The sequence below is a fragment of the Tenacibaculum dicentrarchi genome, from assembly GCF_964036635.1.
In the GTDB taxonomy this organism is placed as follows: Bacteria; Bacteroidota; Bacteroidia; order Flavobacteriales; family Flavobacteriaceae; genus Polaribacter; species Polaribacter dicentrarchi.
Genome location: NZ_OZ038524.1, coordinates 1,379,188 through 1,394,693, shown reverse-complemented (window position 1 = coordinate 1,394,693; position 15,506 = coordinate 1,379,188). Strand labels below are relative to the sequence as shown.

The 15,506-nt window shown below is 30.2% G+C and carries 13 protein-coding genes; 10 read left to right on the top strand and 3 right to left on the bottom strand.

Going from position 1 to position 15,506, the window contains the following annotated elements:
* Window positions 1-57 precede the first annotated feature (57 nt).
* The 10 genes from ABNT14_RS06110 to ABNT14_RS06065 all read left to right on the top strand — a co-directional run bounded on the left by ABNT14_RS06110 (window position 58) and on the right by ABNT14_RS06065 (window position 12,308).
* Complete coding sequence (locus ABNT14_RS06110; protein WP_101901641.1) at window positions 58-1,275, top strand: DUF4856 domain-containing protein; 1,218 nt, start codon at window positions 58-60, stop codon at window positions 1,273-1,275.
* A gap of 77 nt (window positions 1,276-1,352) precedes the next feature.
* Window positions 1,353-2,471: an imelysin family protein gene (locus ABNT14_RS06105; protein ID WP_101901643.1), complete on the top strand. Its 1,119-nt coding sequence runs from the start codon at window positions 1,353-1,355 to the stop codon at window positions 2,469-2,471.
* A 29-nt stretch (window positions 2,472-2,500) separates the two neighbouring features.
* Window positions 2,501-3,478 (top strand): sterol desaturase family protein, encoded by a 978-nt coding sequence (locus ABNT14_RS06100; RefSeq protein WP_101901645.1) that lies wholly within the window; start codon window positions 2,501-2,503, stop codon window positions 3,476-3,478.
* 3 nt (window positions 3,479-3,481) lie between these two features.
* Window positions 3,482-5,971, top strand: coding sequence for a TonB-dependent receptor domain-containing protein (locus ABNT14_RS06095; RefSeq protein ID WP_101901647.1), 2,490 nt, complete (start codon window positions 3,482-3,484; stop codon window positions 5,969-5,971).
* A 93-nt stretch (window positions 5,972-6,064) separates the two neighbouring features.
* Window positions 6,065-7,438, top strand: a complete 1,374-nt coding sequence (locus ABNT14_RS06090) for an HTTM domain-containing protein (protein ID WP_101901648.1) — start codon at window positions 6,065-6,067, stop codon at window positions 7,436-7,438.
* Window positions 7,439-7,644: 206 nt separating this feature from the next.
* Window positions 7,645-8,688, top strand: coding sequence for a Fe(3+) ABC transporter substrate-binding protein (locus ABNT14_RS06085; RefSeq protein WP_101901650.1), 1,044 nt, complete (start codon window positions 7,645-7,647; stop codon window positions 8,686-8,688).
* An 88-nt stretch (window positions 8,689-8,776) separates the two neighbouring features.
* Complete coding sequence (locus ABNT14_RS06080; RefSeq protein ID WP_101901652.1) at window positions 8,777-9,262, top strand: tetratricopeptide repeat protein; 486 nt, start codon at window positions 8,777-8,779, stop codon at window positions 9,260-9,262.
* A gap of 9 nt (window positions 9,263-9,271) precedes the next feature.
* On the top strand, window positions 9,272-9,841 hold the full coding sequence (locus ABNT14_RS06075) for a hypothetical protein (protein ID WP_101901654.1): 570 nt from the start codon (window positions 9,272-9,274) through the stop codon (window positions 9,839-9,841).
* Between the two features lie 28 nt (window positions 9,842-9,869).
* Window positions 9,870-11,486, top strand: a complete 1,617-nt coding sequence (locus ABNT14_RS06070) for an ABC transporter permease (RefSeq protein WP_234984967.1) — start codon at window positions 9,870-9,872, stop codon at window positions 11,484-11,486.
* Window positions 11,487-11,579: 93 nt separating this feature from the next.
* Window positions 11,580-12,308, top strand: coding sequence for an ABC transporter ATP-binding protein (locus tag ABNT14_RS06065; protein ID WP_101901723.1), 729 nt, complete (start codon window positions 11,580-11,582; stop codon window positions 12,306-12,308).
* Window positions 12,309-12,363: 55 nt separating this feature from the next.
* On the opposite strand, the gene ABNT14_RS06060 is transcribed toward ABNT14_RS06065, so the two are convergent.
* The 3 genes from ABNT14_RS06060 to ABNT14_RS06050 are packed head-to-tail and all read right to left on the bottom strand — an operon-like array spanning window position 12,364 to window position 15,506.
* Entirely contained in the window at window positions 12,364-13,248 is an 885-nt protein-coding gene (locus tag ABNT14_RS06060) for a PorP/SprF family type IX secretion system membrane protein (RefSeq protein WP_101901657.1), read from the bottom strand.
* 10 nt (window positions 13,249-13,258) lie between these two features.
* On the bottom strand, window positions 13,259-14,569 hold the full coding sequence (locus ABNT14_RS06055; RefSeq protein WP_101901659.1) for a gliding motility-associated C-terminal domain-containing protein: 1,311 nt from the start codon (window positions 14,567-14,569) through the stop codon (window positions 13,259-13,261).
* A gap of 16 nt (window positions 14,570-14,585) precedes the next feature.
* Window positions 14,586-15,506, bottom strand: a complete 921-nt coding sequence (locus ABNT14_RS06050; RefSeq protein WP_101901661.1) for a PorP/SprF family type IX secretion system membrane protein — start codon at window positions 15,504-15,506, stop codon at window positions 14,586-14,588.

The window sequence follows — 15,506 nt, the reverse complement described above, 5'->3', positions numbered from 1 at the left end:
TTTGGTAAATTAGATTTGTTGCATAAATTTGCATAAAAAATCTAAAAATAAAATAAAATGAAAAAAGTTATTCTATCAATATTTGCTGTTTCAGCATTATTAATGACTTCATGTAGTGACGAAAAAGACCCTATAAAAGAAGTAAAAGCTCCTTCAACGTATACCTTTTCAAGAGATGCTAAAAGTACCGTAAGCTATTCTGGGCAACAAACTCGTTTAGATATGCATACGCAATTAAAATCTGCTTTAGGAAAAGCTTCCACAGAAGTGGTCGATGCCGATAAGTTAAACGCAATGTTTAACCATAAAGAAAAAGCAACTGATTTTGCAGACGGTTTGGTTTTTAAGGCCTCAAATTTAAACGCTTCTTCTAAAAATATTTCTGGAGCAACCGCATATAGCAAAACTTATAAAGAAGATGTAAAAGTATTTTTAAATTCTATTTTTACAGAAACTGCAAAAAATTCAGGAAAAAAAGAGGTTCTTGCATCAAAAGGAGTTGCTGGAATTATGAACAGAAAGGCAGACGGTTCTAAAAAAATATTAGTTGATGCCAATGGTTTTGAATACGTTCAAGTATTTTCTAAGAGTTTAATGGGGGCTATGGAATTAGACCAAATTGTAAATAAGTATTTATCTTCAGATAAATTAAACGTAGAAAATGAGAAGAATAAAGAAGGTAAAAATTACACCGAAATGGAGCATCATTGGGATGAAGCTTTCGGATATTCTGCACTAAGTAATAACGCTTTAGCAATTGCAGATAAAGCAGCTTTAAAAGCTGGTGATTATGCTGCAAATTACCGTTTTTGGGGTGGGTATATTTATAGTGCCGATGCTTCTGATGCAGGTAAAGGTGTTAAAGATAGATTGATGAATGCCTTTTTAAAAGGTCGTCAAGCGATTGTTGATAAAAATTACCCTGCAAGAGATGAACAAGCAACTATTATTAAGAAGGAATTATCATTAGTATGTGCTATTCGTGCAGCTCATTATTTAGATGCTGGTATTGCAAATGTAAATTCTACGGATGATCCACAAGCACAGGCAGGAGCTTTTCATGAATTATCAGAAGGTTTAGGTTTTGTATATAGTTTACAGTTTACAAATAATGGTTCTGATAAACCTTATTTTTCAAAAACTGAGGTAGATGAAATGATTACTAAATTAAAAGCAAAGGGTGGTTTATATCAAGATAATATTGGAGCTGTATTAAAAGAATTATCAGAAAAAGTAGCTAAAAGATTTGGTTTTACTATTGCTGAAGTAAAGTAATTCTAGTATTCAATTTGTATAATATAAATAAGCACCTTTCTTTGTAAAGGTGCTTATCTAGTAAATAAATATAAGGTATGAAAGTCATTAAAATTTTAACAAGTGCACTGTTTTTAGTGCTAATGATTAGCTGTAGTAGCGAAACAAACAAAGAAGAAAAGGTAGATGAAAAGCAAATGAAATTATTTTTAACCAATATGGTTGATGCTAACATAATTCCTGCTTTTACGAATTTTGGAACTGAATTAAGTAAATTAAATACGAGTTTTAAAACATTTTCAACAGAAACAACTAAAGAAAACTTAGCAGCAGTTAAAATTCAGTATGTAAATACGACAATTGCTTGGCAAAATGCAGGTTTATATGAGGGAGGTTCAGCAACTAGAATAGGACCTTCTGTAACTACATATTTAAATCGTTTTGTAAATGTTTTTCCTACCGATAAACAAACTGTTGATGAACTAGTAGGACTTCAAGAAAAGGATGCTTCTAATTATAGCCTTTCTTCTAATTTTAAAATTCAAGGCTTACCTGCCCTAGATTTATTATTTTATGATAGCAGTGTTGATGTGTTAGCGGAGTTTTCGGGAGAAAATAAAAACAAGCGTATTGACCATGTAAATGCTATTTTATCAAAAATGATTGAAAAAAATAACGATGTTGTAAGTGGATGGAAAACAGAACGTACTGATTTTATTTCAAATACTTCTATGGCTGCAAATGGGTCTTTTAATAAAATATTAAATGCGTTTTCTGAATATTATGAACAGAAAATCCGTAAAGCAAAACTAGGTGGTCCTTTAGGGAAATTTACCCAAGGAACAGCGTATCCAAAAGATATTGAAGCACTTTATAGTAAGCAATCTAAAAAATTATTAGTAGCTGCACATTTAGCAATACTTAATTTTTATGAAAATGGAAAAACACTCAGTTTAAAAACATTATTAAAAGAAACGGCTGTTAAAAGTAAAATATCTGGTAAATTATTATCGGATGAATTATCTGGTAAATTAAATGCTGTGCAAACTAAGTTAGTAGCAATTCCTAATACGGATTTTGAAACATTAGTTAAAAAGAAAGATCCTTCTTTAAACCAAGCATATACTTCTTTTGTAACGGTTGTAGCGATGATAAAATCGGAAGTTATTCCTGCATTTGAAGGTCAAATAAACTATGTAGATTCTGACGGAGATTAATTAGTTCATTTTACAAATACTTAAAAAAAATGTCTTTACACGAAGTAATACTTACAGTAGAAGAGGCTCTTAAAATTCCTTTTTCTTATCTGCTAAATTCTACTAAAAGAATTTACTTTTTGTATTTGGCGAGTGCTATTATATTGGCATATTATATGTACACTAAAAATAAGATCAAAAGCTCTTTTTGGTCTTATTTATTTCCTTTAAAAAATTGGAAGAGCAGTTCGGCTTATACCGATTATGGGCTGTTGTTTTTTAACGCTTTTGTAAAAGTACTTTTGCTAGCGCCTTATTTTGTTTTCGGTTTATACATCGCTTTTTATACCAAAGAATACTTTCTTACTCAATTTGGTGAAACTCACTGGGAAGTATCTCAATTCACCGTGTTACTTACCTACACTTTTGTAATGACTTTTGTAAACGATTTTATGTCGTTTTTAATTCATTATATTTTTCACAAAGTGCCTTTTTTATGGGAATTTCATAAAATTCATCATTCAGCAACACATTTAAACCCGCTAACACAATACCGATTACATCCTGTAGAGTTGATTATTAATAACATCAAAGGCATTTTAATATTCGGACTTATAACAGGCTTTTTTGACTATATTTCTTTTGTTAAAATAAGTAAACTAACTTTTATAGGAGTAAATATATTTAGCTTTATTTTTTTATTCTTCGGATCAAACCTTCGACACTCGCATATTAAACTTACCTATTTTAATTTTTTAGAATATATTTTTATCAGCCCTTTTCAGCATCAAATTCATCATAGTAATAACCAAGAACATTTCGATAAAAATATGGGCTCAAAACTTGCCCTTTGGGATTGGATTTTTGGTACCTTATTACGATCAGAGCAAGTAGAAAATATTTCTTACGGCTTAGGCTTAGGCGATGATAAAAATTATAATACTTTTTTAAAAAATTTATATAAACCATTTACCAACCTTTTTTTTCAAATAAAAGGTTTAATTTTACGCTTTTGTAGCTCAAAATAAATTATGAAAATTACTAGAAAAATTGCTATAACACTAAGTTGTTTATTAACTACTTGCTTATATTCACAATTCAAAATATCAGGGAATATTACCAATCAAAAATCAAATTCTGCCATAAAAAATGTAACTGTTTATATTAATAAAGCAGGTAATTTATGGCAAAATTCAAAAGGAAATTATGTGATATCAGACCTAAAACCAGGAGATTATGAACTGGCTTTTTATTCGGAAGATTATCATATTTTAAATAAAAAAGTAACTATTGAAAATAAAAATATCGTTTTAAATGCTTCTTTAAAAAAATTAGAAGAATATTTATCAGAAGTAGTAATAACAGCACATAAAAAAAAGGTTTTTAGCTTACAAAAATTGCAAGATGTACAAGAGGTTGCTATTTATGCAGGTAAAAAAAGTGAGGTTGTTTTATTAGGGAATACCATCGCTAATTTAGCTACCAATAATGCCCGTCAAATATATTCGAAAGTTGCAGGTTTAAATATTTGGGAAAGCGATGGTGGCGGACTTCAATTAGGAATTGGTGGTAGAGGTTTAGACCCAAACAGAACCTCTAATTTTAACGTGCGTCAAAACGGATATGATATTAGTGCCGATGCTTTAGGATATCCTGAAAACTATTACACACCGCCAACAGAAGCTTTAGAAAAAATTGAAATTGTTCGTGGTGCAGCATCATTACAATACGGTACACAGTTTGGAGGGTTGCTAAATTTCAAACTTAAAAAACCTAATAAAAATAAAGAGTTTAGCTTGTCGTCAAGGCAAACACTTGCTTCATTTGGCTTGTTTAATTCGTTCAATACTATTAGTGGAACGGTTGGTAAAGTGGGGTATATTGGGTATTTAAACTACAAACGTGGCGATGGCTACAGACCTAATTCTGATTTTAATCAATACAATGCCTTTGCAGGTGTTTATTCGCAATTAAATAAAAAATCGAAACTAGGTGTAGAGCTTACCTATATGGAATATTTGGCGCATCAGTCTGGAGGATTATCAGATGCAATGTTCGATAAAAACCCTAAACAATCAAACAGAACTAGAAACTGGTTTGAGGTAAAATGGTTGTTGTCTGCATTACATTTTGATCACAAATTTTCAAACCAAACTAAGCTTAATCTTAGAGCCTTTACTTTAAATGCAAGCCGAAAAGCAGTTGGTTTTCGTGACTATAGACCTGAAACAACAGACCCTATTTTATTAAATACTCCTGCCGAACGCGAATTGATTGTAGGTAATTTTAAAACTTTTGGGGCAGAAGCTCGTTTATTACATCATTATGATTTATTTAATAGTGAAGCTACTTTTTTAGCAGGTGCTCGCTATTATCAAGGTGATAATACAGGGAAACAAGGTTTAGGAACTGATAAAAACGATGCTGATTTTAAATTTATTTCTTTAGATGATTACACGAAAAGAAGTTTTTCTGATGAAATAGCGATTAATAGTTCATCGTATAAATACCCGAATAAAAACGCGGCTGTTTTTATCGAAAATATAATAAAAGTAAGTGATAAACTATCATTTACACCAGGTGTTCGTTTTGAAAACATAAATACAAAAGCTATCGGAACGTATAGAAATATAAAATCGAATACTGCTGGTGATATCCGTTCTGATGTAACCAATTCGGAGCATAGAAGTTTATCACGTAACTTCTTTTTATTAGGATTAGGAACCAGTTATAAGCCTACAGATAAATTAGAATTATATGCAAATTTTTCTCAAAATTATAGGTCAATTACTTTTAGTGATATTCGTGTTGTAAGCCCAAACTCATTAGTTGACCCTAATATAGAAGATGAAAAAGGGTTTTCTGTCGATATAGGTTTAAGGGGTAAATTGGTGAATGTGCTTAAATTTGATGTAACAGGTTTTTACTTAAATTACGATAATCGCTTGGGTGATATTTTAGGGGTAGATCCTAATAGTGGAATTTTAAAACGCATTAGAACCAATGTTGGTAGTGCCGATATTTTAGGTGTTGAATCGCTAGTACAATGGAAAGTATTGCCTACTTTTTATGTAGAGTCAAACGACCATGATTTGAGCGCTTTTGTAAATTTAGCGGTAATAAAATCGAAATATACCAAACAATATTACCCAACATCAGTTAAAAGTATTGAAGGGAATCAAGTAGAATTTGTGCCTGCGGTAAACTTAAAAACAGGATTGCAATACCGTTATAAAAAACTTGGAACTTCGTTACAATACAGTTATTTATCAAAACAATTTACCGATGCGTCAAATGCTTTAGCGCAAGGAGGTAATGGAACGGTTGGTGAAATTCCTTCTTTTCAAATTATGGACCTATCGTTTAGCTATGATTATTCAAAAAGATGGAGTTTTGAAGCAGGGGTAAATAATATGCTAAACAATTCTTACTTTACCCGTAGAGCAACAGGATATCCAGGACCAGGAATTATACCGTCTGACCCAAGATCTTTTTACGGAACTATTGAATTTAAATTATAAATTCAAATCAATTTAAGATTAAAGTAAAGCGTTTCTGTTTTTTATAAAATAGAAACGTTTTTTTTTAAAATTAGCAGTCTTTTTTCAATAAAAATGCAAAAAAAAACATATTTAGACATACAAACAAATGCGGCTCCTTTAGCAGTTTTTAGACTGTTATTCGGTATTATGATGCTTGCCAGTATTGTGCGATTTTGGTATAACGGATGGATAGAAACATTATATATTGACCCTGAATTTCATTTTTCATATTATGGTTTTCAATGGATAAAACCCTTAGGTCAATACACCTATTTACTGTTTTTTATCTGCGGATTATCAGCCGTTTTTATAGCCTTTGGATATAAATATCGCTTGGCAATAATTGCGTTTTTTTTAAGCTTCACTTATATTGAATTGATTGATAAAACCACTTATTTAAACCATTATTATTTTATAAGTGTACTGAGTTTTTTGTTGATTTTTTTACCTGCAAATGCTCGTTTTTCACTAGATAGTTTTATCGCTAAAAAAACCTATAAAAACGTTCCTAAATGGACTATTGATAGTATAAAACTCTTATTAGGGCTTGTTTATTTTTATGCCGGATTGGCAAAACTAAATTCCGATTGGTTGCTAAGAGCACAGCCTTTAAAAATTTGGCTGCCATCAAAATTTAATTTCCCGTTAATTGGCGGTAACTTAATGCAGCAAGAATGGTTTTGTTATGCAATAAGTTGGAGTGGCGCACTTTACGATTTAACAATTCCTTTTTTATTACTTTGGAAAAAAACACGTTTATTGGCGTTTACAGTAGTTGTTTTTTTTCACGTTTTTACCCGTATTTTATTTCCTATCGGGATGTTTCCTTTTATTATGATTATAGCAACATTAATCTTTTTTGAGGCTACATTTCATGAGAAAATAATTGGTTTTATCCGAAGAAAAATAAAAAACCCTTTGGATAAAATTAAAATAAAACATATTGAAAATTATCAATATACAAGCTGTTTAAAAAAACAAGTTATTACAGGGATTGTTGCTGTTCTTTTAGTGTTTCAAGTATTGTTTCCATGGCGGTATTTAGCCTATCCTGGTGAATTATTTTGGACAGAAGAAGGTTTTCGTTTTTCATGGCGAGTAATGCTAATGGAAAAAGTAGGTTATGCTAATTTTAAAATTGTAGATCGTAAAACAGGAGCATTTTTTTATGTAGATAATCGCATGTTTTTAACTTCATTTCAAGAAAAACAAATGAGTTTTCAACCTGATTTTATCTTAGAATACGCTCATTATTTAGGTAATCATTTCAAGGATAAAGGGCATGAAAATATAGCTGTATATGTAGAGAGTTATGTAACGCTTAATGGTCGTTTAAGTACTCCTTATATAAACTCGAAAGTAAATTTATACCAAGAAAAAGAAAGTTTTAAACATAAAAAATGGATTTTACCATTTACCAGCGATATCAAAATTAATGGGCTTTAAGTACTTTTAAATTCATCTGAAAAAAAAATACAACATGATTTAAAATAAAAAAAAGTATAAAATTCAAAATACTTATTATAGAATCAATCTAAATAACTACTTTTGTTTAGGTTTAATTAATATATAATAAGAGTATAATAATTAATGGCTAAAATATAAATTGGGCGTTAAAGTAACTAATAAAATAGTGTCAAAATAAAGTAAATATGAGAAATATAGTAGCAATTTTAATGATTACAGTACTTTTAACTTCATGTAAAAATGATCAGAAAAAAGCGGGAAAATCAGCAGAAAAACAACAAGAAGTAAACGTTTATACACACCGTCATTATAAGGCAGATCAGGAATTGTTTGCTAAATTTGAAAAACAAACAGGCATCAAAGTAAATGTAACCAATGCAAAAGCCGATGAGCTAATGCAAAAAATGACTATTGAAGGAGAACAATCGCCAGCAGATGTATTAATTACAGTAGATGCAGGGCGTTTGGTAAGAGCAAAAAAGAAAGGATTACTACAGTCGGCAAGCTCATCAATATTAGAAAAAACAATTCCTACGCACTTAAAAGATGCCGATAATAACTGGTTTTCTTTAACAAAAAGAGCCCGTATAATGGTGTATAATCCTGAAAAAATAAGCCCTGAAGATTTATCAACTTACCAAGCTTTAACCGATGATAAATGGAAAAATAAAGTATTAATTCGTTCATCAGGGAATATCTATAATCAATCATTATTAGCCTCTATTATTGCTAATAATGGCGAAGAAAAAGCCACAGAATGGGCTAAAGGAATCGTAGCAAATATGGCACGTTCACCAAAAGGAAACGACCGTGACCAAGTAAAGGCAGTCGTTGCTGGAGAAGGAGATGTAGCGATTGTAAATACCTATTATATTGGTAAATTATTAAACTCAAAAAACCCTGACGAAGTAAATGCTGCAAAAGAAATTAAATTGTTTTTTCCTAACCAAAATGGTAGCGGAACACACATAAATGTAAGTGGAGCAGGTGTTGCTAAATATGCGCCAAACAAAGCAAATGCGATTAAATTTATTGAGTTTTTGGTAAGTAAAGAATCGCAAGAAGTATTTGCAAAGGCAAATTATGAATATCCAGTAAATGAAGAAGTAATGGCTTCCGATTTATTAAAATCGTGGGGAACTTTTAAAGAAGATAAGTTATCGTTAACAAAATTAGGTGAAAACAATAAAAAAGCAGTTTTAATTTTTGATAAAGCACAGTGGAAATAATTCTATAATAAATTAATAATTGTTTTATTTTTATAAAGAGTTACAATTATTTTAAAACCATCAACAGAAGTTATAATTTATATGAAAAATGACTGAAAAATTAAAAAAAGCTATTAAATTAAGAACTGAAAATAAATATATAAAAGCAGAAAAAATATTTTGTGAATTGATTTTTGAATATCCTAAAAGTGGAGAAGTTTTTTATCATTATGCTTGGTTATGTGATAATATGCAAAGAGAATTGGAAGCTTATCCTAAATATGAAAAAGCTCTCGAATTAGGCTTGAAAGATATAGATTTAGAAGGATGTTATTTAGGGTTAGGAAGTACTTATAGGTGTATTGGTGAGTATACAAAATCTGTAAATTTACTTCAAAAAGCTATATTTGATTTTCCTGAAAATAGAGAATTTAAAGTGTTTAAAGCAATGTCTCTATTTAATTTGAATAAATGTGATGAAGCAATGAATATATTATTAAATATAATTGCCGAAACAAGTAATGATAATGGGATTAAAAAGTATAAAAATGCTATAAAGTATTATTCAGATAAATTGAATAAGAAATTTGATTAAAAATGAACTATGAAAGAATATTTTAATGATGTTGAATTTAAGGTAAAAGACAATTTAAAGCTTAAAAGTAACTTGAAAAATTACTTTGAAAGTGATGGTTTTATAGCGGTTGAAAATGAAAAAGATCAACTGCTTTTTACTAAAAAAAGCACTTTATTAGACGGTTGGAAATTAAATATTTTAAATTGGGAGGCAAAAATTAATATTGATGTAAAACAAAAGGACAACGTAGTAATTCATCATAATGTTAAAACCAAAGGTTTCGGATTTATTACACCTGTAGCATTTTCCAGATTATTTGAAAAATATTTGTATCATTTAGAAAGCTATATAAACAATAACGAATGTTATAAAAGCAAGAATATCGAGTTAATAAAGTTAGGAAAGATAAAAATGTTAAAATATATAGCATTGCTAATTTTAGGGATTTTTACAGGACTTTGTTTAGGGGGTATTTTAGTGAATATGACAGGAATAGAATTACTCGGATATTTAGGGATTATTATTGGTTTTAAGGGTACTGAAATAATGATGAATAAATACCTAATTAAAAAAAATACCTTACAACATTCTGTATAAAAACTAATCAAACGTTAAATTAATTTTTGTGAAAAATAAGTTTCAAAACATTCGAAGAGATGCAAACAAATGGTCAATATTTTTATTGATCATTGTTTTGTTTGTTGCCATACCAATACTAACAGTTTTTATCAATTTATTTTATGGACCTGGCGAAAACTGGGGTCATTTTTTAGAACATTTATTGCCAAATTATCTTAAAAACTCACTGATATTAATTATCGGAACGAGTATTTTAACCTTGTTTTTTGGTATTTCATCTGCTTGGATTGTTTCACGATATCATGTTCCGTTTAGAAAACAATTAGAGTGGCTGTTAATTATTCCGTTGGCAATTCCTTCTTATATTACAGCGTATGCTTATGCCGGTATTTTTGATTATGGTGGTATTGTAGCAAAAGTGTTTAGCTTAAAAATTGATGTAATGAATCATATAGGGTTAATTTTTGTACTCAGTATTTCCTTATATCCGTATATATACGTAGCCTCGAGAGCCTTCTTTTTAAATCAATCGAATAATATTATTGAGGCTTCAAAATTATTAGGAGCAAGTGAACGAAAAACCTTTTTTAAGTTGATTTTACCTTTAGCACGTCCTGCATTTGCAGGTGGTTTGGTATTGGTTTTAATGGAGGTTTTAAACGATTATGGTGCTGCTAAATATTACGGAATAAGCACTTTTACAACGGGTATTTTTAGAGCTTGGTTTTCATTAGAAGAACCAGAAACGGCTATTTATTTATCGGCAATTTTAGTGATTATTATCTTTTTATTAATTACAGTCGAAAAATGGCAACGCCGAAAAATAGGCTATTTTAATGCTACTAAAAATCATCAGAAAGTAATTAGAGAAACAGTTTCAAAACGATTAAAAATAACGTCTTTTATTATCGCATTTACACCTGTTTTATTTGGGTTTTTACTGCCTTTTATGCAGTTGCTATATTGGGCATTTTTAACTTATAAAGAGGTTTTTACATCCGAATTTATAACGATTGCTTTTCAAAGTTTTGGTATTGCTACAATATCGGCATTTACCACGGTTGTTTTTGCCTTGCTTTTGATATTTTTATCAAAATGGAATCGATTATCAATACTAAAATCGATTGCAAAAATAGGGGTTTTAGGCTATGCAATTCCGGGAGCTGTAATTGCGGTGGGTGTTTTAATACCAACTTTATCGTTAGATAAATGGCTGGTTACTTTTATGAAAACTAATTTTGATATAAAAATAGGATTTATCATTAACGGAACTATTATGGTTTTGGTTTATGCCTACCTTGTTCGATTTTTAGCGGTGGCTTACAATCCTATTGAATCGAACAGTTTAAAATTTGGGAAATCATTATCTGAAGCTTCTAAATTATTAGGAAGTGGAACGCTTAAAACCTTTATTAAAATTGAATTTCCCTTGCTAAAACCTGCTATTTTAAGTGCCTTTATTTTAGTTTTTGTCGATGTAATGAAAGAATTGCCATTAACCTTAATTTTAAAGCCATATCATATAAATACCTTGGCGGTTAAAGCCTATGAGTATGCCAGTGACGAGCTAATTGCCGAAGCAGCATTGCCTGCTATATGTATTATTTTAACAGGAATACTACCGATATTATTTTTAAATCGATTAATAGCCAAAGACAGTTAAATAAAGGTAGTTAAAGAGCGTTAAATAAAAGTGAAAAAGAGTGTTAAAAATAGCGCTAAAAAAGAATCAAACAGAAAGTTAAATAAAAAATTAATGAGTACGATATTAGAAGTTAAAAATGTTGAAAAAACATTTAATAAAGGAAAAGTAATCGCATTAAAAGACGTGTCATTTTCTTTATCCAAAGGAAAAATAATCGCCATAGTAGGCGAAAGTGGAAGTGGTAAAACAACCTTAATTCGTTTAATAACGGGCTTAGAAGTACTTGATATTGGTACTATTTTATTAAAAGAAAAGGTGGTTTCATCTAATGAAGTATTTGTAGCTCCACAGCTTCGAAATGTAGGAATGGTATTTCAAGATTATGCCTTATTTCCTCATTTTTCGGTGGCTGATAATATTGGTTACGGAATTAGTGATATATCGGCTACGGATAAAAAAGAAAGAATTAAAGAAGTGTTAAGTTTGGTAGGTTTATCAGATAAAGAAAATTGTTATCCACACGAGCTTTCAGGAGGACAGCAACAGCGTGTTGCGTTGGCAAGAGCCTTAGCGCCAAAGCCCGAATTGTTAATTTTAGATGAACCTTTTAGTAATTTAGATGTTATTTTAAGAAGTCAGTTGCGTAAAGATATTTTGGCTATTTTAAAACAAACCAACACAACGGCTATTTTTGTAACTCACGATATTAAAGATGCTATGGCTATTTCTGATGAAATAATCGTGTTAAAAAATGGTGTTATTTTACAGCAAGGAATTACAAAACAGGTGTTTGAAAACCCTGAAGATAGCTACGTAAAATTATTATTTGAAAACATATAAAACCTAATTTTTAGGTTTTATATGTTTGTAATTATGCTATAATTTAAGTGTTATTTTAAAAAATATCATCTAAATTAAATAAGGCAAAAAATTCGTGAGTTCCATTTTGATAAGGGCTTATTTTATTGGTGTAAATGCTATAACCATAGCCAATATCAAGCCAGTTTGTTGCGGTTATTTTGGTGTTTATTTGCATCGAATTATTAAAAGAATACGACAGCCCAACATCGTATTTTTCGTTAATTTCTAAGGTGGTGTTTGCATCAATACTTAATGGTGCTCCTTCTATAACGGTTAGCAATGTAGAAGGTGTTAAGTTTAAGTAATTGTTCAGTTTTATGGTGTAACCACCACCAATATTCATATGTAACTTACTTTTGTTTTTACTGCTGTTAAGGTCTTTATATCGCTGGTCGATTAATAAGGTGTTTAGTGTTGCATGCAGGTAATAATCTTGGTGAATTAATGCTGCTCCCATAGAAAAATTAGGGCTGAAGTTATTAATAGATTCCGCAAAGAAAGCATCATTTTTTGCCGCTGTTTTAATAGTGTTAAATTCGCCACTGTATAAATTTGCTTGAGCTTTAATACCAAATGATATATTATGATCTTTACTTACTTTAAGTTTGTAAGAGGCGTCTAACGAAATTTGTGTTTGGTTAAAAACAAATATTTTATCATTAATAATATTTAAACCAATCCCGATGTTTTCTTTTAAAGGAATATTTAACGAAACCGTACTTGTTTTAGGCGCGTCTGTTACACCAACCCATTGCGTTTTAGAGTTTATCAGTATTGATGTGTTATCAGCTTGACCAGCAAAAGCAGGATTAATTAGGTTTAGGTTATTATTATATAAACCGTAATTTATTTTATTTTGAGAAACAGCACAAAAACTGAATATGAATGCGCTTATTAATAGTATTTTTTTTAGTAACATGTTATTTTTTTTAATAATTTATTTGTACCCAACCTTTAATGATTTCTTTGTCTTGACCTGTATTAAAGATAAAATAATAAGAACCTATAGGAAGTTTAGCATCTTTAGAAATAGTAATTTTACCGTTAGATTCACCATTCCAATCATCTTTATAAGGCGCTGCATCATATACTTGGTAACCTAATCGATTAAAAATAAATAAGCTATTATTAGGATATTTTGTAGCGATATCGGTATTACTAAAAATTTGCCAAGTATCGTTTATACCATCGTTATTTGGTGAAAACCCTTGTACTAAATTATTTGATTTTGTGATGTCATCTGTAGTAGGAATTTGATCATTTTCAGAGTCTGTAATTTTATTTTTGGTGAATTTTACTTCTTCAGTATATCTAATCATAACGCCATTTAACATTCCTGAAATAACGGCTGTTTCTTCTTCGGTACTACTGGTTAAATAAGCGGTATAAGTACCATCTTTTTTATCCATAACAGATCCTAAAACCCCTGCGGTAGTACTTAAAGTAACTCTTTGGTTTGCGTATTGTAAAACGCTTCCATCTTCGTTGTATAATTGCACGGTAATAAGGCTCGATGAAACACCGTTTGCTCTTATTGTTTTAGTATCGGCAGTAATTGTTGCTTTTTGTTCAGAGGGTGTAAAATCTTCGGTATTCATTTCATCAAAATAAAAACGAGTAACAGGAAGTTCTTTCGCATAATTTCCCTCGCCTTTTTTCTCACCTTTTTTGAAAACTTCATAAACAACAGTATTCTCTCCTGCATCATTCCATAAAAAAGAAGGTGAAGTTCCACAGCCTGTATAACCTCCTAAAGGCTTATTGTTTTCATTACTAAAATAAACGACTAAGCTTTTTTTACCAGAATATTCAAATTCGGTATCAAAAACAACCTGTGTTTTAGAGTTTTCAATAGTAAGTCCTCTTTTCCAGGTAATATCACCATCATATACTTTGGTGAACGTTGTTAAATCAGGTTCTGAAGTACTGTTAAATTGATTGAAATCAACTTCTTTTAAATATATTTTTTGATTTTTTGCCGTGTCAAAATTACATTCATTAAATGTCATACAATCAACATAAAAAGCAAGTCCTTTTATAGCACCAGAAGCACTTATTTGTGATGGATTATATAACATGCTAGCCCAGCTATTTTCTTTTTCAAGCACATAATCGTAACGGGCAGGAGCAGCTTTAGAAATAGAACTTCCACATTTTGGAGTACCAACAGTAACTTGGTTGCCTTGTGCGTAAATTGTGGTTGCTAAAAAAGATAAAACGAGTAAAAATATTTTTTTCATTATAAGTATGTATGTGTTAAAAACAGCCTAATCTCCATTTAAAACGGTTATTTATTTTGGTATTAAAATATATTCGGATAAAAAATTCGTGGGTTCCATTGTTGTACTTTGCAATTTCATTGGTAGGAATACCATAACTATAGCCTAGTTGTAGCCAATTGGTGGTTTTTATAAGGAAATTAGTCATTAAAGCAGCATTATATCGGTAGGTAAGCCCAATATCATATTTATTGTTTACAGAAAACATTGAAGTAATATCAATAGAAAGTGGTGCTCCTTTTGTGGCTCTAAATAATGCGGTGTTAGTTAAGCCTAAAACAGGGTTAAGTTGATGATAAATTCCTGCCCCAAAATTTACGCGCATTGTATTTAAAGTATTTACAGATGCGGTGTTTTTACGTTCTCTTAAAACATCTAATAAGGCAATATGTGCAAAATAACGTTCATTTCTTAGGGCAAAACCAACGGAAAAATTCGGCGAAATTAGCTGCTCATTTTGCATAAATAAAGGGTCGTTACTTTGAAAAGTATTCAGGTTTTTTAAATTAATTCCAAAGAAATTTACCGATGCTTTTAAACCAAATAATAGTTCGTGATTTGCATCTAATTTTACTTTAGAAGAAATGTCGGCAGCAACACTTGTTTGATTATACAGGTAAAAAGAATCGTTAAGTACAGTAACACCAATACCAATTCCTTTTTGGGTAGGCATGCTAAAGCAAACAATATTAGAACGTATGGAGTTTTCAATACCTGCCCATACTTTTTTATAATTAGTTGCTATTTGTGTTTTATTATTTTTACCGGTAAAAGCAGGGTTTATAATATTTAAACTATGATTAAAAACCGAAAAATCAGCCGTATTTTGACCGCTTAAATTATGAATACTACCTAGTATTAGTAGTAAAAACCCGATAATAATAGTCGTTTTTTTCAT